The sequence below is a fragment of the Deltaproteobacteria bacterium genome (assembly GCA_029860075.1).
In the GTDB taxonomy this organism is placed as follows: Bacteria; Desulfobacterota; JADFVX01; order JADFVX01; family JADFVX01; genus JAOUBX01.
This window is the reverse complement of the sequence record JAOUBX010000042.1, coordinates 19,985-40,895: the sequence shown is the minus strand read 5'-3', so window position 1 is coordinate 40,895 and position 20,911 is coordinate 19,985. Positions and strand designations below refer to the sequence as shown.

At 43.4% G+C, this 20,911-nt stretch carries 23 protein-coding genes; 13 read left to right on the top strand and 10 right to left on the bottom strand.

Annotation, left to right across the window (positions count from 1 at the left end):
• From OEV42_13015 to OEV42_12980, 8 genes are all read left to right on the top strand, one after another.
• On the top strand, positions 1 to 285 hold a 285-nt coding region (locus OEV42_13015; GenBank protein ID MDH3975195.1), incomplete at its 5' end, for a hypothetical protein.
• A gap of 218 nt (positions 286 to 503) precedes the next feature.
• Positions 504 to 1,523 carry a tRNA dihydrouridine synthase DusB gene (dusB, locus tag OEV42_13010; protein MDH3975194.1) on the top strand — a complete coding sequence of 340 codons (1,020 nt, stop codon included), beginning with the start codon at positions 504 to 506 and terminating at the stop codon, positions 1,521 to 1,523.
• Positions 1,477 to 2,607, top strand: a complete 1,131-nt coding sequence (locus tag OEV42_13005) for an ATP-binding protein (GenBank protein ID MDH3975193.1) — start codon at positions 1,477 to 1,479, stop codon at positions 2,605 to 2,607. Before dusB ends, OEV42_13005 begins: the two co-directional genes overlap by 47 nt.
• A 3-nt stretch (positions 2,608 to 2,610) precedes the next feature.
• On the top strand, positions 2,611 to 4,056 hold the full coding sequence (locus tag OEV42_13000) for a sigma-54 dependent transcriptional regulator (GenBank protein MDH3975192.1): 1,446 nt from the start codon (positions 2,611 to 2,613) through the stop codon (positions 4,054 to 4,056).
• 2 nt (positions 4,057 to 4,058) lie between these two features.
• Positions 4,059 to 4,691, top strand: coding sequence for a thiamine phosphate synthase (gene thiE / locus OEV42_12995; GenBank protein MDH3975191.1), 633 nt, complete (start codon positions 4,059 to 4,061; stop codon positions 4,689 to 4,691).
• Complete coding sequence (gene thiD / locus OEV42_12990; protein ID MDH3975190.1) at positions 4,681 to 5,469, top strand: bifunctional hydroxymethylpyrimidine kinase/phosphomethylpyrimidine kinase; 789 nt, start codon at positions 4,681 to 4,683, stop codon at positions 5,467 to 5,469. Before thiE ends, thiD begins: the two co-directional genes overlap by 11 nt.
• A gap of 132 nt (positions 5,470 to 5,601) precedes the next feature.
• The gene (locus tag OEV42_12985; GenBank protein ID MDH3975189.1) at positions 5,602 to 6,132 is read left to right on the top strand and encodes a hypothetical protein; all 531 of its coding nucleotides are present in this window, start codon (positions 5,602 to 5,604) and stop codon (positions 6,130 to 6,132) included.
• A complete protein-coding gene (locus tag OEV42_12980; GenBank protein MDH3975188.1) occupies positions 6,129 to 7,424 on the top strand; it encodes a cytochrome c biogenesis protein ResB in 1,296 nt (431 codons plus the stop codon). Before OEV42_12985 ends, OEV42_12980 begins: the two co-directional genes overlap by 4 nt.
• Positions 7,425 to 7,480: 56 nt before the next feature.
• Here OEV42_12980 and OEV42_12975 read toward each other — a convergent pair whose 3' ends face one another.
• The 9 genes from OEV42_12975 to OEV42_12935 form a co-directional block, all read right to left on the bottom strand.
• Positions 7,481 to 7,840 carry a hypothetical protein gene (locus OEV42_12975; protein MDH3975187.1) on the bottom strand — a complete coding sequence of 120 codons (360 nt, stop codon included), beginning with the start codon at positions 7,838 to 7,840 and terminating at the stop codon, positions 7,481 to 7,483.
• A complete protein-coding gene (locus tag OEV42_12970; protein ID MDH3975186.1) occupies positions 7,833 to 8,822 on the bottom strand; it encodes an NAD(P)-dependent alcohol dehydrogenase in 990 nt (329 codons plus the stop codon). Before OEV42_12970 ends, OEV42_12975 begins: the two co-directional genes overlap by 8 nt.
• Positions 8,823 to 9,060: 238 nt before the next feature.
• Positions 9,061 to 10,032 (bottom strand): NAD(P)-dependent alcohol dehydrogenase, encoded by a 972-nt coding sequence (locus OEV42_12965; protein ID MDH3975185.1) that lies wholly within the window; start codon positions 10,030 to 10,032, stop codon positions 9,061 to 9,063.
• 165 nt (positions 10,033 to 10,197) lie between these two features.
• Positions 10,198 to 10,491: a hypothetical protein gene (locus OEV42_12960; GenBank protein MDH3975184.1), complete on the bottom strand. Its 294-nt coding sequence runs from the start codon at positions 10,489 to 10,491 to the stop codon at positions 10,198 to 10,200.
• Between the two features lie 3 nt (positions 10,492 to 10,494).
• The gene (locus OEV42_12955) at positions 10,495 to 10,629 is read right to left on the bottom strand and encodes a hypothetical protein (GenBank protein MDH3975183.1); all 135 of its coding nucleotides are present in this window, start codon (positions 10,627 to 10,629) and stop codon (positions 10,495 to 10,497) included.
• A gap of 122 nt (positions 10,630 to 10,751) precedes the next feature.
• Complete coding sequence (locus OEV42_12950; GenBank protein MDH3975182.1) at positions 10,752 to 11,282, bottom strand: hypothetical protein; 531 nt, start codon at positions 11,280 to 11,282, stop codon at positions 10,752 to 10,754.
• A 49-nt stretch (positions 11,283 to 11,331) separates the two neighbouring features.
• The gene (locus OEV42_12945; protein ID MDH3975181.1) at positions 11,332 to 11,697 is read right to left on the bottom strand and encodes a YdeI/OmpD-associated family protein; all 366 of its coding nucleotides are present in this window, start codon (positions 11,695 to 11,697) and stop codon (positions 11,332 to 11,334) included.
• 339 nt (positions 11,698 to 12,036) lie between these two features.
• Positions 12,037 to 12,945 carry a hypothetical protein gene (locus OEV42_12940; GenBank protein ID MDH3975180.1) on the bottom strand — a complete coding sequence of 303 codons (909 nt, stop codon included), beginning with the start codon at positions 12,943 to 12,945 and terminating at the stop codon, positions 12,037 to 12,039.
• A gap of 78 nt (positions 12,946 to 13,023) precedes the next feature.
• A complete protein-coding gene (locus OEV42_12935; GenBank protein ID MDH3975179.1) occupies positions 13,024 to 15,204 on the bottom strand; it encodes a DUF1565 domain-containing protein in 2,181 nt (726 codons plus the stop codon).
• Between the two features lie 1,062 nt (positions 15,205 to 16,266).
• On the opposite strand from OEV42_12935, the gene OEV42_12930 reads away from it, so the two are divergent.
• From OEV42_12930 to OEV42_12910, 5 genes are all read left to right on the top strand, one after another.
• Positions 16,267 to 16,848, top strand: a complete 582-nt coding sequence (locus tag OEV42_12930; GenBank protein ID MDH3975178.1) for a sigma-70 family RNA polymerase sigma factor — start codon at positions 16,267 to 16,269, stop codon at positions 16,846 to 16,848.
• A 34-nt stretch (positions 16,849 to 16,882) separates the two neighbouring features.
• Positions 16,883 to 17,317 (top strand): zf-HC2 domain-containing protein, encoded by a 435-nt coding sequence (locus OEV42_12925; GenBank protein ID MDH3975177.1) that lies wholly within the window; start codon positions 16,883 to 16,885, stop codon positions 17,315 to 17,317.
• A gap of 1 nt (position 17,318) precedes the next feature.
• A complete protein-coding gene (locus OEV42_12920) occupies positions 17,319 to 17,564 on the top strand; it encodes a hypothetical protein (protein ID MDH3975176.1) in 246 nt (81 codons plus the stop codon).
• 134 nt (positions 17,565 to 17,698) lie between these two features.
• Positions 17,699 to 17,875, top strand: coding sequence for a hypothetical protein (locus tag OEV42_12915; GenBank protein ID MDH3975175.1), 177 nt, complete (start codon positions 17,699 to 17,701; stop codon positions 17,873 to 17,875).
• Between the two features lie 153 nt (positions 17,876 to 18,028).
• Positions 18,029 to 19,027, top strand: a complete 999-nt coding sequence (locus OEV42_12910; GenBank protein ID MDH3975174.1) for a hypothetical protein — start codon at positions 18,029 to 18,031, stop codon at positions 19,025 to 19,027.
• Positions 19,028 to 19,305: 278 nt separating this feature from the next.
• On the opposite strand, the gene OEV42_12905 is transcribed toward OEV42_12910, so the two are convergent.
• On the bottom strand, positions 19,306 to 20,871 hold the full coding sequence (locus tag OEV42_12905; protein ID MDH3975173.1) for a VCBS repeat-containing protein: 1,566 nt from the start codon (positions 20,869 to 20,871) through the stop codon (positions 19,306 to 19,308).
• Positions 20,872 to 20,911: the final 40 nt, after the last annotated feature.

Below are 20,911 nucleotides of genomic sequence, written 5' to 3'. Positions count from 1 at the left end.
CAATGGGTGATGAATGATTATAAAGAAGGGTTATTTATCCCCATTGAAACCTCTGGAGACGGGGAAGTTAACGTGAAAAGCAGGATCCAGATGAAGCTCCACGAGGCAAAGGTGAGGGCAAAGGAAGAGTATGCCTTTTTCCTGAAAGAGATTGGAGTAAACCCTGATACAATAAAGGACGTTGCAATGAAAAAAAGGGGTCTTAGCCACGCAATATTAAAGCTCCCCTCCAGGACGACTACAACAGCAGGTAATTACGCGCTTTACCTATCAAAGAACCTTTGATTTCCGGCTTGTATATAGCGGGCTGACTGCATTTACCTCTGCTCCGGCGCTATCCCATCGAATAAGCATATTCCTTCCCTATAACCTGGAAAGGGCAGCTGTTTTTGAAAAATAAGCTGTCAGCCGGCAGTTAAACTATTATCTTATCACGGGCAGAGCCGATTAACCCTTGCAATAAGATGCTTTTGTGATAAAATGCCTAAAAGTTAGGCAGATTTATGAAGATAGGAAATGTAAAACTAAAGAATAATCTTATCCTGGCACCCATGGCCGGCGTGACGGACCTTCCTTTCAGGCTCATGGCGACAGCTGAGGGATGCGGGCTTGTCGTCAGCGAAATGGTGAGCGCCAGGGGCCTCATTATGGGAGGCGCCAAAACGAGGGCGCTTCTTTCTATCGGTGATGATGAAAAACCCTTGTCGGTACAGCTCTTTGGCGCAGAGCCCGATAGTATGGCGGAAGCGGCGGCCATTGTGGAAGAATCGGGTGCAGATATTATCGACATCAACATGGGCTGTCCCGTTAAAAAGGTGGTCGGCCCCGGCGCCGGTTCGGCGCTTCTTAAAGACCTAAAAAAAATTGAAGCCATTGTCGGTTCCGTAAAAAAGAGGATTACTCTCCCCCTGACGATAAAGATAAGATCGGGCTGGGATAATTCCTCCATTGTCGTCAGGGAAGTACTCAATGTGGCCGAGTCGGCAGGCGTTGATGCCATTGCACTCCACCCGAGAACGAAGGCCCAGGCCTTTGGAGGGAAGGCCGACTGGTCCCTCATCGGCCTGCTAAAAGAGAAGGCCTCCATCCCCGTCATTGGCAACGGCGATATCAGGTCGCCTGAAGATGTCCGCAGGATGGTTGATGAAACCCGCTGCGACGGCGTAATGATAGGCCGTGGCGCTATGGGAAACCCCTGGATATTCAGAGAGTCTGCCCTTTATCTCAAAAACTGGCACTATGATAAACCTTCTTTTCACGAAAAAAAGGCAAAGGTGCTTCTCCATTTAAGCCTTGTTATTGAAAAGTATGGAACAGTGAGGGGACTCAGGTTGTTCAGAAAGCATCTTGCCTGGTATAGCAGGGGCATTAAAGGCGCTGCCGGTTTCAGGCGCATTATCAACCAGTCTCTTTCTCTCGAAGAAGTTAAGGATCTCATAGAAAAATTCTTTTCTTGCGAGGGCTCTTCCTGTACCGATGCCGACTATAGTGAAGAAGGGCCGGGCATGGCCATGGCTTCCTGAACTTATGATGGAAGAAGATAGCCTCTATGAAGACATTATAGACAGCATTGAAGAAGGGATCGTTGTTTTTGACAGGTTGGGCGTAATTACCCTTTTTAACCCGCTTGCAGAAAAAATAACAGGCATATCAAAGAAAAAAGCCCTTTCCTCTGGAATGAAGGAGGTCTTTGCCCATAATCTTCATGTTGTTGAACAGCTGGAAAAGACACTTGCCACGGGGCAGGTCTTTTCCGATTATGATACCCTTTTTGTCAAACGAAACGGCAGCGTTCTTCCCGTTTCGCTGACAACCTCACCTGTACTCAACAGGAACGGCGAGACAAAAGGGATAACCCTCCTGGTGCGGGATATAAGCCGCATTAAATCACTTGAGGAGGATGTAAGGCGCTCCGACAGTCTTGCCTCTGTAGGGATTCTTGCTGCCGGTCTTGCCCATGAAATAAAAAACCCCCTCGGGGGGATAAAGGGATCGGCCCAGCTTTTACAGATGGAAATTGACGCTCATGAAGAGCTGAAAAGTTATACAGAAGTTATTATTAAGGAATCGGAACGGGTAAGCAGCCTCCTTGAAGACCTGCTCGACTTTTCCAATCCGAAGAAGCTCAATCTCGGGAAGATTAATATTTACGAGATTCTCGACGCCGTAATAGCCCTCATATCGAGGAGTGAAGAAGGAAAAAAGGTGTATTTTACGGCTGAATACGACCCCAGTATCCCCCCCATTCCCGGTGACAGTGAAAGGCTTTCCCAAGTCTTTATTAATATTATAAAAAATGGCTGTGAGGCAATGGATGGCGCCGGGAAGCTGAAAATATCGACAAGGGTGGTCAGTGATTTTATGATCCACGAGAGAGAGGGAAATGTTTCTAAAATGATCTCTATTGATGTGGAGGACTCAGGGAAAGGGATGTCCCCTGAAGATGTGAAGCAGCTTTTTACCCCCTTCTTTACCAGAAAAAGGAGCGGAGCCGGGCTGGGTCTTTCTGTCTCTCACAGGATAATAAAGGAACACAGGGGCAGTATAAAAGTGAAAAGTGAGGAAGGAAAAGGGAGTATTTTTTCAGTGCTCCTTCCATTAAGGTAATTTATGTCGGACAAGGTATTGATCATCGATGATGATGACAGCATGAGGTGGGTCCTTCGCAAGACCTTCGAAAAGAACGGTTACAAGGTTTCCATTGCGTCGGGAGGAAAGGAGGGCTTTGCCTTGCTGAAAAACGGTGATTATGGCCTTGCCTTTGTCGATATCATCATGCCCGACATTAATGGTCTCGAACTCCTCCGGATGGCAAAGGAGAATAAGGTCGATACCTGCTTTGTCATCATGACGGCCCAGAATACAATGAAAAATGCTGTCGAGGCCATGAAGCTCGGCGCCTATGATTATATTACAAAGCCCTTCGATATTGAAGAAGTGAAAGACATTGCAGGCAAGGCCTTTGAATCGAGGAACATTTCCCTGGAGACTGCAAGGCCCGGTATGGCGGCGGAAAGCTATGAAGTCGGGATAAATATTATCGGTAAGAGCGCCGCCATGCAAAAGGTTTATAAGACCATCGGCAAGGTTTCCGGAAGCGATGTGACGGTACTCATTGAAGGTGAGAGCGGAACAGGCAAAGAAGTGATTGCCCGGGCAATCCACAACAGCGGTGAGCGGAAAAACAAGCCCTTTGTGGCCGTTAATTCCGCCGCCATACCGGGAGAGTTGCTTGAAAGCGAGCTTTTCGGTCATGAAAAAGGGGCTTTCAGCGGTGCCACAGGGAGAAAGCCGGGGAAATTCGAGCTTGCCCGGGGAGGGACGCTCTTTCTTGACGAAATCGCCGATATGAGTATGGACCTTCAAATGAAGCTTTTAAGGGCGCTTCAGGAGAAGGAGGTGGACAGTGTGGGAGGAACAGCCCCCATAAAAATCGATGTGAGAGTCACCGCTGCCACCAACCAGGACCTGGCCAGGGCCGTCAAAGAAAGAAAGTTTCGTCAAGATCTCTACTACAGGCTCAATGTCGTCAACATTAAAATGCCGCCTTTAAGAGACAGGAGAGGTGATATTCATCTTCTGGTGGAATACTTCCTTGAGACCTTTTCAAAAGAACTCAATATGCCAAGAAAATATCTTTCCAATGAGGCAATGAAGATAGTAAACGCTTTTTCCTGGCCGGGAAATGTAAGGGAACTTGAAAACACCATGAGGCGGGCCGTCGTCCTTTCCAGGTCTGAAACTATCATGCCCGAAGAGTTTCCGTCAAGGCTAAGAGAAGATAAAGATCATCCCGGCAGCGGTATTGACGAGATATCCCTTGAAGAGATTATGCGCATTAAGCTGACCCCCCTTATTGCGGCTGTTGATGAGAACAATACGGAAGGTCTTTATTCCATGGTCCTTTCCCAGATGGAAAGACCGCTTATAAGGCTTGTCCTTGAAAAGTGCCGCTGGAACCAGATCAAAGCGGCTAAAGTCCTCGGCATTAACAGGAATACGCTCAAGAAAAAAATGGACCTTCTTGATATCAGGAAGGGTTCTAACGGGAAATAAGCTTGTCTCTTTCGGCCATAGGTGGGCTTTATGCCATTGTCGACGATTCATCCGCTAATCCCCTGGATCTGGCCAGGCGTATACTGGAGGGCGGTTGCAGGCTCCTGCAGCTTAGAGCCAAGGCTCTGCCTGCCCGGGATTTTGTTCTTGTCGCCAGAGAGATGGCCTCCTTATGCAATCACTATCATGCGATTTTTCTCGTCAATGACCGTGTCGATGTGGCCCTCCTTTCGGGGGCTCATGGTGTGCATCTCGGACAGGATGATTTCCCTCTTGGGGAAGCACGCAAGCTATTGGGGAAGGAAAAACTGATCGGCATATCGACAAATAATGTGGAAGAGGCGCTTGACGCCTGCCGTGACGGGGCTGACTACATCGGCTTTGGCCCCCTCTTCCCGACGAAGACCAAAAAAGATGCCCGCCGGGAAAAGGGACTTCATGCCCTGGAGGCAGTAAGAAAGAAGGTTTCTATCCCGCTAATTGCCATTGGCGGAATCAATGAAAAAAAAATCCCTTCTCTATTGAAGGCAGGAGCCGACGGCGTAGCCATTATTTCAGCCATTGCAGACGCAAAAGATGCAAAAAAAACAACTTCAGATATAATTAATATTATAGATCGTTGCAATGCAGGTTAAAACAGCGCTCACCATAGGGGGCTCCGACCCATGCGGCGCCGCAGGCATACAGGCGGACCTGAAGGTTTTTGCCGCTTACCGTGTTTACGGGATGTCCGTCATTACAGCCATTACCTCCCAAAACAGTTGCGCTGTGAGTCATGTTATGGCCCTTCCCGGCCAGGTCGTGGAAAGTCAGCTTCGGGCAATTTACAACGATATTCCCGTAGGCAGTCTTAAGATAGGCATGCTTTCTTCACGGGAAAATATCACCCTTTTGAGTGAGTTCATAAATGAGGTAAAGGCAAAAAATGTGGTCCTCGACCCCATCATCCGGTCCAGCAGCGGCGCCATGCTTATTGATGATAATGCTATCGATTCCCTGGTTGAAAAACTCTTTCCCCGTGTTCATCTGGTGACGCCTAATATTGAAGAAGCCTCATTTTTGGCAAGAATGGAAATTACAGGCCCTGACGACATGAAAGAGGCGGCAAGGATCATTGCCCGATTGGGTCCCCAAAATGTGCTGGTCAAAGGAGGGCACCTGAAGGGCAAGGCCATCGATATTCTCTATGATGGCGCAGGATATGAAATATTCCAGGGGGAAAGAATAAGAGGCGGGGAGTTCAGGGGGACGGGATGCGCCCTTTCTTCGGCCATTGCTGCCGGTCTGACCGGTGGTTCTCATATGATACGGGCGGTTAAAGAGGGAAAAGACTTTGTCCGTGAGAGCATGAAAAGGGGTTTTCATCATCTTGGAAAGGGGATGGGAATTTTAAACCACAATCATCCTTTGTAATTAAATAAGTAAAAGCGCTCTTTCTATTGCATAAAAGAAGAACCTTGGTAACATTGCACTATTGTCCTAAAAGCAGCTTAAGCGCTTTTTCGACAGAATCATGAAAAGAGAGAAAAGGTTATCACAGCTGATATGACGGCCTTAAAAAAAACACTCCTCATGTTTGCCGGTTCGGTGCTGCTGTTTTTTCTCCTTGCCTTCGCCGACGAATTTGAACATCTTTTCCTGAACAAAACCGGCAAGGACCTCACACCTTTTGATTCCTTTCAGATCGAAAAAATCCTGAAAAACTATCACAACATTTTGCCCCTTGCCTATCTCAATCCTCAAGAATCACTATTTGCCGGGTTACCTTTAAGTGATGATTTGTTGGCAGAATTGAAAGAGGAGATTGCTTTTCTCCGGGGTGACGGCAGGGTTGCCGCATACCGTTTCGGTGATTTCTGGCTCCGGAATGTAGTGCGCATTGGACCGGATAAGCTGAGGGTTTCTACAAAAGAAGTTTTGACTGTGAGCTATCTGAGCGCCGGTGACCATTCCCTCATAAGGTCTCTTCCGCCGGCTGTCTTTTCCATGAGTTACGTTCTCGACCATGCAGGGGATAGCTGGCTTATCAGCCGCTACGATGTTATGAATATCGAGGCTATGGAGCAGCTTAAGTGATAAACGAGGGAAGGCAAAAGGGGGTCGCTAAAAGACTCTGGGACCGGGCCGGTTCGCGGGGACTCTCCCTGTTTATCTTCATTACGGCTATTACCTATTCACTGATTTCATATGTATTTGCTCTTTTCGTACCGAAAAGCTGGTTCGATTCCTTTCAGACCCTGCTTCCCATGGTCGTTCTTTATGCGCTCTTTTTTATGAACCTCCTTATTTGTCAAATAAAGTGGCTGCCTGTTATTATTCGAAGGCTCCGCAGGCCGGAAAGTCCGCCACTGTCCGATCTTCATCGATGGGTGTTTGTTCGTGATCACCCTGCAAAGGGAGACAAGCTCGAAGCCGGGCTCCCCAAGTCTTACAGCATAACTACCCATGAAGAGGAGAGGAAAAAAATTATTTATGCCTTTAAAGGAATAGGGTCACCTTTGGGCAACCTTCTTTTTCATGTGAGTTATTTTTTCCTGCTTACCGGGATTTTTATCAGTCTTTTATTCCGTTTTGACGGAAAGGCCCTTGTTGCCGAGGGGACAAACTTTGATGGAGCGGAGCAATCCTATCAATCGACGACAGGGTCACTTTATGCCGCTTTACCGGACATCAATTTTAATCTCAATTCCATAAACCCCGAATTCTGGGGCAATGAACTCCTTTTTACCGATCTGAGGGCTGATATGACCCTCAACGATGGAACAAAGGAAAGCGCCTGGCTAAGCTCTCCTGTCAGGATGGACGGCGCCAGGGTAAGTATTGCCGGTATCGGTTACGCCTTTCGCTATTTATTGACGGACCAGAAAGGCAGGGAACTGGCAAGCGGCATGGAGCTTCTCAATGTTTTTATGCCCGGCGTGGAAGAGGTCTTTAAAGTTTCCGGTTACCCCCACCGTTTCTCTGTCGCCTACTACCCCGATGCCCTTATCAAGGATGAAAGCGTTACCAACCGCTCCATGAACAGGAATAACCCTGTTATTGGACTCAGGGTCTACAGGGGAAGGCTTCCCGTCTATTCAGGGCTCATCAGGGAAGGGGAGGCGGCAGATTTTGACAGTCTCAAAATCAGCATAGAAGAGGTGAAATACTGGGGTGACTTGAAAGTTGTCAAAAATCCGGGCTTTCCATGGATATGGGCGGCTTTTATTATGATGGTTAGCGGGCTTATCTGGCGCTTTTTCTTTTGCAGGAAGGAGATTGTCATTGTTGAGGGGGTGGGTGGCGTGAGCGTTTATTGCCGCAGTGAGTTTTTTCCGGGGCTTTATGAAAGGAAGGTTGGTAAGCGGGTTGATCTGATTATCACTTAAATTTGTAATAATTGAGATTTCCATTTTTTTATTTCCCTAAAATTCGCGAATTTCGTTTACTTCTTTAACCAGCTGTAAGCCTCATCAAAGCTATCAAAATATGCCTCCAGGTCTGACTTTATATGAGGTTCCATATATTGCCCCGGCCCGACAAAAGCCGCTTTAACACCACTTTTTTTGACAACTTTATTATTTATGAAAAACTCTCTTAGGCTTTTAAGGCATTGAATTGATTCAAATTTATGTTCATTTGTATCTATGAGCAATACAAGTGGTTGATTTGATGGGATTGACGATAACTCCCTGTTAAACATCTCAAACCACTCATTCAGTGAATCAAAGCGGACAAAGGCGGGCATCCGAACAATGTAGCCATTGATCTCCGCATCATATTCATAATGGATATTGCTAGCCATGTTTATTATTATGCTCCACAGTTATGACGACATTTCCTGTTTTTTGTCCTTTTTCAACATAGCGATAGGCCTCGACAATTTGTTCCAATGTATATTTTCTATCTATTACTGCCTTGAATTTTCCTTCGGCAATGAGCTTTTTGATTAAAAGCAGACTTCCTGGAATATTTACAGGGATTGGCGCTGCGGTTTTTTTGTTTCCAATCAACGGTTTTATAATGGGTGTGATGAGTGGCAGGAAAATGTTTTGAGACATATAACCCAGGTCTGATGAAATATAAACACCTCCCGGCAGCAGCAAGTGTTTGCATTTAAAAAATGAACTTTTGCCGACGGTATCAAAGACAAAGTTATATTTTTGATCATCACGGGTAAAATCTTCTTTTGTGTAATCAATGACTTTATCGGCTCCTAATGATTTTACCCGTTCAATATTTTTTGTATCACACACTGCGGTTACATTTACATCAAAATATTTTAAGAGTTGGACTGCCGCCGAACCGATAGCTCCGGTTGCACCGTTGACGAGCACTTTTTGCCCGCATTCGAGTTTCACTTTATTAATAAAATTATAAGCATAATGTGCGCCTTCAACACTCGCTGCCGCCTGCTCATGGCTTATACCTTCGGGTATTGTTATTGCCTTATCTTCTGATATTGCCAGATACTCGGCATGAGATTCAGAACCCTGGTCATCAAATCCAAAAACATTATCTCCTGCTTTAAAAGTCGAAACATTTTTTCCGACAGCTTCAATCTCACCGGCAAATTCAGTTCCGGGAATTTGTTTTTTGGGCTTGAATAGACCTGTTACGAGCCTTGCAAAAAATGGTATTGCCTTGATTGTTGCGTTGTCGGTTCTATTTACTGTTGTGGCATGTACCTTTATCAGTATTTCATTATTTTGGGGGACAGGTTTTTCTACCTCTTTAAGCTGAAGAACCTCCGGTGGTCCGTACTTTGTGTATACAAGCGCTTTTATATCTTTTTCTCCTTGAGCGACTTCTTATCTGTTTTTACTATAAATTAAAGAATCTGCGCCCAACGGGCGTAACCTTGCTTCGGCCCTGAAATGGGCTAATTTAGTTCTAAATCCCCCTCTCTCTTGATGGGAGAGGGCTGGGGTGAGGGTGAAAGCCTTTTATCTCTCACCCCGCCCGGAGGATGAGGATTCAACAATCAATTAAACCACATAACGACCAAATGCATCGCTTGCTTTGTCAGGCCACAGTAATAACCAATTTCCCTACCACCTTCCCTGATCCAAAATGGCGCATCGCCTCAGGAACCTCACTTAAAGGATAACGTCTGTCTATGACCGGTTTAACTTTGCCGGCCTCAAATAGCGCTATCAGATCTTCCAACTCCTTGTTTGCTTTATGCAAGAGCAGTCCCATTTTCTTACTCCCTGTCATTGAAAACCAGGGACCCAGAAATACAACCTCGTTACATAGGCGTGAGGAACCGCCGACCAATACATAGCGGCCCTTTGGACTCAATGAACGCCTGTAATCGAAAAAGGGATGAAATCCCATCATATCGATGATCAGGTCATAGTGCTGTCCATTTTTGGTGAAATCTTCTTCTGTGTAGTCGATGACATGTTCTGCGCCGAGGGAGCGCATCTTCTCCAGTTTTATTGTGCTGTCCACAGCTGTCACATGAAGCCCCAGGGATTTGGCTATCTGTATTGCAAAGGTGCCTGCACCGCCACCGGCACCATTAATCAAAACCTTCTGTCCCGGCTGAATATGCCCTTTATGGCGAAGACCCTGCAAGGCCAGTATGCCCGCCTGGGGCAAGGCTGCCGCTTCATCGAATGTCATGCCCGCCGGTTTCAGCGTCAATGCCTCTTCACGGGCACAAACATACTCGGCAAAACCACCAAAATGACATCTCGAAATGTCTCCGAACACCTCATCACCCGCCTTGAGCCGTTTTACCTTACTGCCCACCGCTTCAACAGACCCCGCTATGTCACATCCGGGTATCTTTATTTTTTTCGGTTTTGGAAAGCCGGCCATTAAGCGATTTACAAAGGGCTTGCCTCTAAGCAAGCCCCAATCCCAGTCATTTACCGATGCGGCATGAACTTTTACCAGCACTTCATCATCTTTGGGAGCAGGCTTTGCTACCTCTTTTAATTGAAGAACATCGGGCAGGCCGTATTTTTCATATACAATCGCTTTCATAGTTTCTACATTGCGAGCTTTCATTGAGTCCATTCGTAAAAAAGCTGGAATACTATCTTGTACAGAAACAAACAAGTGTATGCAGATTTCTCGCAAAGCCGCCAAGAGCGCAAAGATTTTGCAAGATACCTATCGTTTTTCTTTGCGGCCTTGCGAAATACATGATTAAAATTTGATACTGTAAAGGGGAAGGTAGAAGGTCAAATTGTCGGCAGAATTCTCTTCATGCCCGGTCTTTGGCTGAAGCTGCATTTTTCTGCCGGAGAGTAATGCATATCCATGATCCCTGTCCCTTTTGGAGAGGCGGGTGCCGGCAGAGAAGTACCAGTACACACCGCCGCCTATGACACCGGCAACGGATATGGAAGTGTACACTCTCGTTTCTGCAAGGGACGCAAGCGGTGAGGCTGCCAGAAAGGCAACAGCAGTGACAACGATAATCACCTTTTTTATATTCATATATTAAAGATAGCCTTCTTTTTGGTCTTTGTCAAAGGCCCAGACCTGCTTCAATTCAAATTCATCATTTCGGCCATACTCAGTCCAATGAATTGTCAAAGAATCACATTTTGAAAGCTCTTTATAGTTCTCAGCCATACTCTTATTCCCGCGCGCCCAAAGGTCGTCACAAAGCGCCCTTGGGATGAAGGCGGGAATCCATTCTATCAACTTAAAAAAGTAATCGAATTATTGAGCCGGCACAATACTCTCGAAGAAATTTATTGTGTTCTGTATATTCGGGTTGGTTTTGTTCGAGCAAGTATAGAGTCCGGCTTAAGATGTTGATACTTCTCATGTTCCTCACCGGAAACAACAGCAAATACGTTATACCATTTGTTCAAGGAGGGATTGCCATCTTTGATCCCCAGGTGGGCAGATGAATAAAAAGGGCCATCACGGTTGAATCCCAGTCCAGGTTGGATCCATTCTGCATGCCCGTCATCAACGACGATATAAGTATAGAACTGCGTCGCATTCTTTACGGTACCGTTGACTCCAATTTTGAACGGTGCGTGGTTCAGATCAATATTTGATGCAATGGTAAGCGTTACTGATGGAGGCATCGCTTCCACCTTTGCCGGTATCGGGTTTTGATCCAAAAGTGCTTTGGGATTCGTTTCTAACTTACTCAAACGCTGGTCGAGATTTTCCACTCTCTGATCAAGGCGCCCCAGCCAAAAAGCGAAACTAATCATTGCGATGGTGATAGTGACCAATACACCCAACTCAATTTTCTTAAGAATGTTCATTGTGTTCCCCCCGGTATTTTCTGTAATAGATGCTTGTTATGCCATAAATTCACTTTAAACCAAGCTTCTTTTTTTTAATCAACATAGCCAAAGCTTCTTTCGCCCGTCTTTGTCTTGTTTCTTCTTTTTTAGCGCTTGCAATCCAAACAATATACTGTTTTTGGTATGCAGGAGAAAGGCTATTAAAAAACTCCTTTGCCGCTCTATTTGAAGCCAGGGCCTGGTCCAGCTCAACAGCCATTTCATAAGGCCTTGCTGATTCAATAACTTTATCCCAATTTCCCTTCTTTTTTGCAACTTCTATTTTTTCTAACCCTGCCTGAGTTATCAGCCCTTTTTCAATCAATTTTTTGACTCGCTTCTTATTCGACTCAGACCAGTCACTTTTATCTTTTCGGGGTGAGAATTTTTGCATATATCTTTCATCATCGATTCTTCTGACTATGCTGTCGATCCACCCAAAGCATAAGGCTTCTTCTACGGCATCATCATAAGGAATCCGGGGCGTGCCTGTGTGTTTTTTATAGTAAACCAGCCAAACTTCCTTCTCCTTGAGGTGATTTTCCTCAAGCCAGGTGCGCCAATCTTCCCGATTTGTAATATAGAGCCTGGAATTCATGATCTTTTGTTCCTGCTATTATGCCGTGTTGGGGTAACACCACTTTTTGAGTATTATCCGCCAATCTTACTCCTTTTCCTCATAAAAAACATCTTACTTTCGCAGGCCGGGCTCTGTCCGGTTCTTCCCGCTTTTTCAATTGTAAAAATTAACGCCAATAATTGTTTGAGAGTCATCGTTTCTTTCATATATCTCAAAGGATGTATAGTCCTCATAATTAATAAAAAAGTATCTGCCGCTTTCATTGGACATGTCGGTCCATTGTTTGTCATCCAGTAACTTTCTTAATAATTTCATATCAACCATGTCTTGACCGTATGCTTCAAGAAGAGAGATAACTTCTGAAAAAAAAGGTTTATCAACCCGGTACTTATCAGTCTTAGGCTGAACAAGTTCTATGGTCATCCCGTAATGAACACACCCTCCTTTACGCAGGTGAACCTGATTCTTTCCTTTTGGAATGACAAGTTTATATTCATTCTCAATATATTCACTTCCGGCATATTGTTTTTCTAATCTTTTGTACTCCAACAATTGTTCTTTTTGGTCAAAAATACATTCTTCTTCGTCAATTTGAGCAAATTGTTTCGCAGGCCGGGATCTGCCCGGATCTCCCAGCTTTTTTATTTCACCCAATTTCTTAATATATATGGTTTTGTTTTTAGATTTAATGTATCCGAAATAAAAAGAAGGTTTCTTTATTTTGCCCTTTTTCTCTGTGGCAACAAAAAGTAAAAGATAACCCCTCAATGTGTAGTCAGACATTAGCTCTACTGCTGCACAAAGCGGTAAATCTCTTGCCCGGTCAATGGAGGGATTTCCCGTTTGCTCACCACAAGCGGTAATGTTCTCATTCCAGTAGGCAACGCAGTTCTTTGGCAATGTCGATGACAACCATTGTTCAATCGGTATTGATGGAAGCCTGTCATCATAATCCCGGGCAGTCAGTGCCTTTGCAAACTGAACAAGGTCAGTTTCTGCAAAAGATGGATTAGCGGATATGAATAACAAGTTAATGCAAATGAAAATGATAAATTTTGTCATGACACATTACCCGTTATTATGCAGTTTTAAGGTATAAAAACAAGGGTAGTCATGATGGAGCGGTTATTTTCAGGATTATCACAAACAAGCCCCTGTGAGAAATTCAGCATAGCCTATGTCAGGACGGTTACAATAATCAGAAAGTCCCGCATCGGTACCTGAGTCTCTGGCAGGTGAATCCACTGCCAGAGAATAATCGCCTCCTGTTAAATTGCTGAAGAGGGGATCAGAATCAATGGAATCCATATCAAAGCCGCTTTGATCATACCATGATGACATGTTAGAAAAACAGACATTCAAATACATCCAGCAGCCCGGTTTATCTGAAGCAGTCAGATGATAGAGGTTATTATTTACCGTTCCGTAAGAATTTCCGGATGCGTCATTTATGGTAATGGTATGTTCCCTGATTAAAGTGCCGATGGCATTTACCTTGCTGCTATAGACAATATTATTGAAGACTTCTGCATGAGATGCATAAGAGATGTTGATTCCTATCTCGGCATCGATAATGGTGTTGTTGACTACCCTGCCGTATTTAACATCGTATAAGGGATTGCTTGGGTCCGCTTCCTGAGTATATTGGAATGAAGTTCCCAGTTGAATTCCGAACTTTGTATTAGTAATAAGATTTCTCATTGCAGTGGGGTGATGGGCTGCTCTTTCAAAAAAAATGGCTGTATGTGTATTGGAAATATTATTTTCACTTACCGTAGCGTAGCCTGTGCCACCAAAAGGACTGTCAAAAGCCGAGTCCAGCCAGATACCATATTCTGTGTCTGATATTGTATTATTTTCAATGAGGTCGTAGTGGGACCCATTGCTTCCGGCAAGCGCTTCACCTGATTCATGTTCCCGGCTGACACCATAGGGATGAGGGGTAATCCGCTCTACAATATTATCTGCTACCCGCATATAGGTGTACTCGGTCAGGGCCGAAGGCGCTCTGGCAAACTTAATACCGGCATAGGATATGTCCGACACATGGTTAGATATAATTGACGCCTGTGCCTCTACACTGGCGCCAATACCGATTCCGTTTTCCCATACTTTATAAGCAGGGCCAAGATCGGAATCTCTGTATTCCCTCGATCCACTGACAAAGCTCACCCGGTTATTGGCAATGACAACCTCCTTTGTCGTCGAATCCCCCTTTACAACAATACCGTAGACCGATTGGCGCTTTGTTATAAATCCGCTCACATGGAGATAACCCGCATCGGATACGATAGCGGCATTACGCACAGGAATCTCAATAACATGGTCTGTTATGGGATCACCCTCGGCAAGGCAAACCTTGACTTCATTACTGCTCTCAATCCATGCCCACGTATTGGGTCTCAGTTGAGATGCCAGCAGCGCTTCATTCCGTACCTCTACTTCAGTAAGGGCATCACCGCTATTGAAACTGGCCGGTTCAGGCAGCAGGTCTAACCTTGTCGTTCCATCTATGAAGAGTTGAGTGGGCGCTCTTTTAATGCCGTCCTGAAATGCAAGTTCAGCATAATTATCGGGGTTAAAAGGTGTTGACCATAGGTGGCAAGGGGCCGTTCCTGAAGTCATAATGCCAAGATCTGTCCATGGAGAAAGAACTTCACTCCCATCTATATTAGCAGTACCATTACCCCGCAAAAGAAGAGGCGCCGCAGAATCACCACCATGGCCATTACTCTGAAGAATCATGACTTGCTCTTTATAGGTTCCTGCGGCAACGTCGATAACATCACCGGGCCCTGCAACACTTACTGCCTTATTTATCGTCAGAAAGGGCGTAGACGGGAAAAGACCATCATTGTTATCATCTCCCGCAGTTGAAACAAAGAGGGTCCCTGAAAGGCAAGCCGCATATTGTCCACATAGTGTTATGCCGTCGGAAACTGCAGACCAATCCCCCTGAAGGCCCTCCCCATTAATGGCGGCTACCCTGGCAGTCAAGGTATCGCCCTCAGTACCGCTAACTTTATAGTTCAATACATTGCCGATGAGACTATCAAAAATGACTGCATCACTCTGATTTTTCACCTCCAGCCGATATCCTGAAATCCCACTCTCTGAATCTGCCGCTTCAGCCCAGTTTAACCAGATGGTGTTAACTTCGGTATAATGTCCTTCATCCAGGGGAATGCCGGGCGCTGTGGGTGGTGTGTTATCTGTAGGAGAACCATTACCTGAACTGCCTGATTGAGAACTGCAAGAGGGTATTAGTAAAATACATAAAAAGAAAAAGAGGTGAAGAAAATTTTTTTGTTTGTTTTTCATCTAAACTTCCTTTCCAGGAGCCTGTCGGACACTGCCTTAAAGGTGTGTCTGCAATTCAAATCAAGATGCGAGGATGAAGGCTTTTATTATTTTCATATATGATTTTTTAAACACTTCAACTTGATAAAAGGTTGCTATTTTTGTATTTTTTTATACTACTTTGTTTGCTGAAGTTGATCGGGAAACCGCTTTTCTATTGTCCCTAATCAAGGGAGGGGTGATAATGAAGAAATAAAAGATTTTCTTAAAAGTAACTTTTTCTTCTTCCAGGGTTTTCCCCTTGAGCACGACAAGACGACCTCTTTTCTCTCAACTCCAGGGTAAAAATTACTTTATCTTCTCTCCCCTCAACCGGTCATCCTTAACCTTTCGAAGGACCTGCCTCAGAAGACAAGCAAAGCAACATAGCGTGATATGTCATTTTATTCTTTAAATATGTAAATGATGATGTATTATAGTTAGTATCCATCGGTCAACTATGGTGGATCAAACTATGTTTTCAATTTGGAAAGGAGGGATTTTTTGCAAGGTCAAGGAAATCAAAGGTTTGCGCAGAGACGTACTGCTGTACGTCGCACAAGCAAATCTGAAGATTGACGTAGAGATTGCGAAAAAGCACCCTTTCCGGATGAAAACTAGTTAGTGTCCATCCAGAAACTATAATAAATCAAACTATGTTTTCAATTCGGAAAGGAGGGATTTTTTGCAAGGTCAAGGAAATCAAGGGTTTGCGCGGAGATGTACTGCTGTACATCGCACAAGCAAAACCGAAGATTGACGTAGAGATTGCGAAAAAGCACCCTTGACCGATGAAAACTAGTTAGTGTTTTAATGCAATTTACAATGTAGCTTCCTTTGATTTTTTTGAAAGAAATGGGAGGGAATGTTTATTTTAACCCGGGGCTAACCATTTAAACGGTTGCCATCCCCCATGGTACTCCTATTGATCCCCGTCCCTAATTGCTAGGAAAGGGTAAAGTCTTTTCTTTAATTTTTATAAACATGACTCTCTAACTCTTTATATGGAAGAAGACCGCAGAAAGGTCGATCTGTTCTACCTGAATGACGAAGGAATCCAGCATAGATAACAGGATAGACCCTGATAGCGAACTGATGAACCGTTTTGCTGCCGGTGACAAAAATGCATTTGACCTGCTCGTTCAAAAGCACCGGAAACGGGTTATCAATATTGCGCATCGATTTTTTTCCTCTCATAGGGATGACGCCGAAGATGTTGCCCAGGACGTTTTTCTTAAAGTTTATAAATCGGCAAATAAATATAAAAGTACAGCCCTGTTTTCCACATGGCTGCACAGGATAACCGTTAATACCTGTCTCAATGAACTGAGAAAGCGCAAGGTGAGAAGCTTGTTTCAACTGAAAAAAAAGTTGGAAAGTGAGGTTGGGGCCATATCGCAGTATTCGGGGTCAGACAATGAAGCGGAAATAATCGACAAGGTAAAAGAAGCCATAAGCCAGCTTCCACCATCACAAAAAATGGCCATCATTCTAAGAAGGTACGAAGAACTCTCGTATGATGAGATTGGAAAAGCGATGAACATTTCTATTCCTGCCGTTAAGTCGTTAATATTCAGGGGTATGAACAATCTCAAAAAAAAACTTGCCCGGGAAGAGAAACTTTAGGAACTTCTAAAGTGTGTAATTAATGGAGAGAAAAATGGACTGTAAAAAAGCAGCAAAAATGATTGTTCATAATTTAGAGGGGAGCCTTGATGAGAAATCAAGGCTGGCGCTGAACAAACATCTGTCAGGCTGTGAATCATGCAGGAAAGAATTTGAGGCATTTTCCGGCGCCTGGGAGAAACTCGCCCTCATCGAAGATATCGATCCATCAACAGATTTTATAAATCGCCTTGATGAAAAAATAAAGAAAAAGAAAAGAAAACCCTTCTTTACCTTATTCCCCGCAAAAACGGCGCTTGCAACAATAGTTTTGTCATGTGCAGTTGCGCTCTTTACAATGACCGGTAATAAAGAGATGAGAATGATGGAAACGGCAATGCTTGAATATGACATTGAAATGATTGATAATATAGAACTGCTCATGGTTATTGATGATATGGACGAACTTGATTTAATAGAAAGTATGTAGCATGACCGGTTTGAAGAAAAGAGGGAGAAGCGCCGCTTTTTTTTTATGCCTCATCCTGCTATTATCAACAATCAATTTAGTCAAGGCCGAAGAGGTAGCGGAACAGGGTAATGAAGTGGAATTATTGTCTCAAGAAGATATTGATATAATCAACAACCTTGAACTGATTGAAATGATGGATATGCTTGAAGATTATGACATTGTTGAAAAATATAATAGGGAAGAAGAGGAAGATGATGATGTTTAATTTAAATTCATCTTGCCCGGGCATTTTCTTGCTTTTAGCACTGTTTATTTTTTCAGTTCCTCATATTGCAACCGGGGATGAAACAGAGAAATTTGTAAATAAAAAGAATCTGAAAAAATGGGAAAGTCTTTCAGATGAAGAAAAAGAGACTCTCCGTAAAAATTTCAGGAAATTCAACAAGCTTGAAGATGAACAGAAGGCACAGCTCTTTAAAAATTTCAAAAGGTTCTCAAAAGTGCCGAAGGAAAAAAGAGTCACCATACTGGAAAAATGGAAGAAATTCAAAAAACTGCCGGCTGAAAAAAAGATAAAATTAAGAAAGCTATTTAAGAAGTGGAAAAATATGAGCTTAGAGGAGAAAAAACGCTACAGGAATAAAATTAAGCGATTTCGTATGCAGCGCAAGAGAAATCAGCAGCAGATGATAAATAGACTTCGATCAAAGTGACCTGATAAAAAATACATTGTATAACCTTATATCTTTTCTCCTTTTAATAATGCTCCTTACCTGTTCAGGGCCTGCCTATGGCGAATATGTGTGGAAGGTTATTCCATCAATAGAGATAAGTGATGGCTATGAAACACTGGATGGAAAAATCGTTTCAAGAACTTTAATCCGGTCTCTATACGTGGATGATTATTTTACATCCAGAAAACCGGCATTAAGTCTTTTTTTAAACCCCTCAGACACTTTGTATATCAATGCCGGCTACTCAATAAAGAAACACTTCTACTCCAAGTACACAAGCTATAACACCAGGGAAAACAGCGCTAATCTTTTTATGAATTATGCGCTGCCTTACAACCTGAGTATAGGGGTAAGTGCCTCTCATGAAGAATTCCAGGTGAGAAAATTTGGCTATATGGATTATAAAAGCACTGCCACAAAACCCTTTGCAGGAATAAAGATTAATGAATTTGACCTTACCTTTTCACAATTAACGTTTAAAAAAGAGTATGAAGAGAGGCTATTTGAGACAATCGACCCCATTGAAGAAGATTATTACAAAAATGAATTGATGCTAAGCTATTCTTTCTCCCCTTCAAAATCGATCAGTCTGGGAGTCGACTACGGACAAAATGAGTCCAACTTTTCCGTATTTGATTATCATTATGAGGCCCTCTTTCTTTCAGGGAGATTTAATATCTACAAGAAGGTTAAAGCAACTCTATTTTACAGGAGAGAAAAGACAGAATATGATCGTCTGCCCTGGCCTATCGAGGTGGTATTTCTCTATGGCCTCAATCCCGATTTTGCCTTGGCTAACAAGGATTCACTCTTATCAACAAGAGAGGACAGGGAAGACATTTTTAGTTTACAAGTTTATTCAATCATTAATTCCTGGTTAAAGCTTTCTCTCGATTATAGTTATACTTCAAATCACTCCAGCTATTCATGGGAGGAGTATGAAAATCAAATAGTTTCTTTCAGTATCAAGTTTTTTCAACGCTATAAAAAGTAAACTGATTCGTACCTGTGATGAAAGACTAACTTTATTAAAAATTATTAACCTAGAAACGGCAGTTGACATGGATTTATAGTGTAACATATTGGTTTCACAGTGTTTTTAAAAAATCTTAGCTTCACCCGCAGCTTAAGCGGGTATTTTTTGAAAGTGCTGTGGAATCAAGAGATTGCGCCAGAAACCATGATCCAACTGCTGTTTCCAGGATTAAAGGTAAATTAAAAGAGGCAGAAGTTCCTGTGGAACTTCTGCCTCTTTTAAAGTTAAAAAAACACTTACTGAATTGTCACTTTTACCGTATCCGTTCTTGCCCCTTCCTTGATACCGTTTCTTTCATCTACCTGGAAATATATATCATAGTTACCGGCCTGCAAAGTAGGCATGTGGAAAACATTAAGGTCTGTCACCGATGTAATGGGGCCCTGATAAGCAGGAATGGGCGTCTCCGATGCGATCCATCCACTCCCATACTGGTACCAATATTTTCCCATTAGTTCCGATTCGGCGTAAATCCACCAGTCTGCGTCGAAACCTTCCATTATTCCCGGATCGAGGGAGATGGTCAAATCAAGCATTTCCCCCTCATTCATAGAAAGCGGCCCGTCTGAACCATTTGCTTTGATATCCGCCGTAACGGAACAGAGTTCCACTGACGGAGAAGTTGTATTAAGATAAACATTAACTCTGTCACTTTTATAATTTAACATGGCGATATCATTCTTTCCATCGCCGTTCAGATCTCCCGCATCAATTGATGCATTTTTATTGCTATCACGAAAATAAGTCGGTTCGATATAAGTGGGGCCCTGCTGAAAAGTGCCGTCACCATTGCCCGTATAAATATTAAGTTGTCTAATATTAGCTTCGTTTATTCCTGCCATAGCCATATCGTGCTTTCCATCGCAATTAAAATCGGATAAAACCATAGTTTGACTGGAGGAGGCAATCTCTGCACTCCAGATCGTCTCCGTAAAATATCCATCCCCGTGGCCTAACAAAACAATGCCCGTTCCAGATTGGGGTATTGTAAGCATGTCCTCAATCCCATCGTGGTTAATATCCGTTATAGTAAGCGCATCACTGTAAAAGGTATAATGATCAGATATATTATGAGACGAGACAAAATTAAAAGTTCCGTCACCATTGCCCAGAAAAACAGCTATTTCACTACCCCAGAAATATGTTATTGCCAAATCTGCCTTGCCATCCTTATTAAAATCAGCCGTATTTACTTCATAAGCATAATAATAAGGCAAATCTTCTTTATAATCCGGTATGGATGAAGTTGTAAAGGTTCCATTGCCGTTACCTAAAAAGAGGGATACGGATGGATTATCGGGTCTACCTTCGGTCCCTTTGTTTGCTGTTACAATATCGAGTTTCTTATCACCATTAAAATCGGCTGATGCAATCGATAAAGGGGCAGTACCTGTATTCCCACCCGTTTCTCCCGGTAAAAAGGTTCCATTGTCATATCCAAGTAAGACGGTAAATGTGTCATCCTTATTAGTAGTTACAATATCCAGTTTACCGTCTTTATTAAAATCTCCTGATAAAATAGCCCAGGGATAAAGTCCTGCGGAATAATCTTTTGCCGATTGAAATGAACCATCTCCATTACCCAGATAAATAGAAACAGTATGAATTGAATTATTGGTAATCGCCATATCAAGTTTTCTGTCTTCATTGAAATCTTCAAACAATACTCTCGCAGGACCTGAGCCCCGCTGATAACTGCCCTGATGTTCAAAAGTGACATTAGCCTGAGAACTTGTCGGTATAAAAGTGAGAATAAAAAGCATAAAAAACAAATTCGGATAATGGGTTGAAAGTTTTTCCATTTTTTTTTCCTTTTAAGAATTGAAATAGTTTGGAAGAGAT

What these genes read in the sequence shown, in the direction of transcription:
- dusB (MDH3975194.1), top strand. Translation starts at nt 504, where the DNA reads ATGAAGATAGGAAATGTAAAACTAAAGAATAATCTTATCCTGGCACCC.
- thiD (MDH3975190.1), top strand. Translation starts at nt 4,681, where the DNA reads ATGCAGGTTAAAACAGCGCTCACCATAGGGGGCTCCGACCCATGCGGC.
- OEV42_13000 (MDH3975192.1), top strand. Translation starts at nt 2,611, where the DNA reads ATGTCGGACAAGGTATTGATCATCGATGATGATGACAGCATGAGGTGG.
- OEV42_12945 (MDH3975181.1), bottom strand. Translation starts at nt 11,697, where the DNA reads ATGCAAAAATTCTCACCCCGAAAAGATAAAAGTGACTGGTCTGAGTCG.
- OEV42_12930 (MDH3975178.1), top strand. Translation starts at nt 16,267, where the DNA reads ATGACGAAGGAATCCAGCATAGATAACAGGATAGACCCTGATAGCGAA.
- OEV42_13005 (MDH3975193.1), top strand. Translation starts at nt 1,477, where the DNA reads ATGCCGACTATAGTGAAGAAGGGCCGGGCATGGCCATGGCTTCCTGAA.
- OEV42_12965 (MDH3975185.1), bottom strand. Translation starts at nt 10,032, where the DNA reads ATGAAAGCGATTGTATATGAAAAATACGGCCTGCCCGATGTTCTTCAA.
- OEV42_12985 (MDH3975189.1), top strand. Translation starts at nt 5,602, where the DNA reads ATGACGGCCTTAAAAAAAACACTCCTCATGTTTGCCGGTTCGGTGCTG.
- OEV42_12920 (MDH3975176.1), top strand. Translation starts at nt 17,319, where the DNA reads ATGACCGGTTTGAAGAAAAGAGGGAGAAGCGCCGCTTTTTTTTTATGC.
- OEV42_12975 (MDH3975187.1), bottom strand. Translation starts at nt 7,840, where the DNA reads ATGGCTAGCAATATCCATTATGAATATGATGCGGAGATCAATGGCTAC.
- OEV42_12955 (MDH3975183.1), bottom strand. Translation starts at nt 10,629, where the DNA reads ATGGCTGAGAACTATAAAGAGCTTTCAAAATGTGATTCTTTGACAATT.
- OEV42_12915 (MDH3975175.1), top strand. Translation starts at nt 17,699, where the DNA reads ATGAAGAAAAAGAGACTCTCCGTAAAAATTTCAGGAAATTCAACAAGC.
- OEV42_12905 (MDH3975173.1), bottom strand. Translation starts at nt 20,871, where the DNA reads ATGGAAAAACTTTCAACCCATTATCCGAATTTGTTTTTTATGCTTTTT.
- OEV42_12940 (MDH3975180.1), bottom strand. Translation starts at nt 12,945, where the DNA reads ATGACAAAATTTATCATTTTCATTTGCATTAACTTGTTATTCATATCC.
- OEV42_12935 (MDH3975179.1), bottom strand. Translation starts at nt 15,204, where the DNA reads ATGAAAAACAAACAAAAAAATTTTCTTCACCTCTTTTTCTTTTTATGT.
- OEV42_12950 (MDH3975182.1), bottom strand. Translation starts at nt 11,282, where the DNA reads ATGAACATTCTTAAGAAAATTGAGTTGGGTGTATTGGTCACTATCACC.
- OEV42_12925 (MDH3975177.1), top strand. Translation starts at nt 16,883, where the DNA reads ATGGACTGTAAAAAAGCAGCAAAAATGATTGTTCATAATTTAGAGGGG.
- OEV42_12960 (MDH3975184.1), bottom strand. Translation starts at nt 10,491, where the DNA reads ATGAATATAAAAAAGGTGATTATCGTTGTCACTGCTGTTGCCTTTCTG.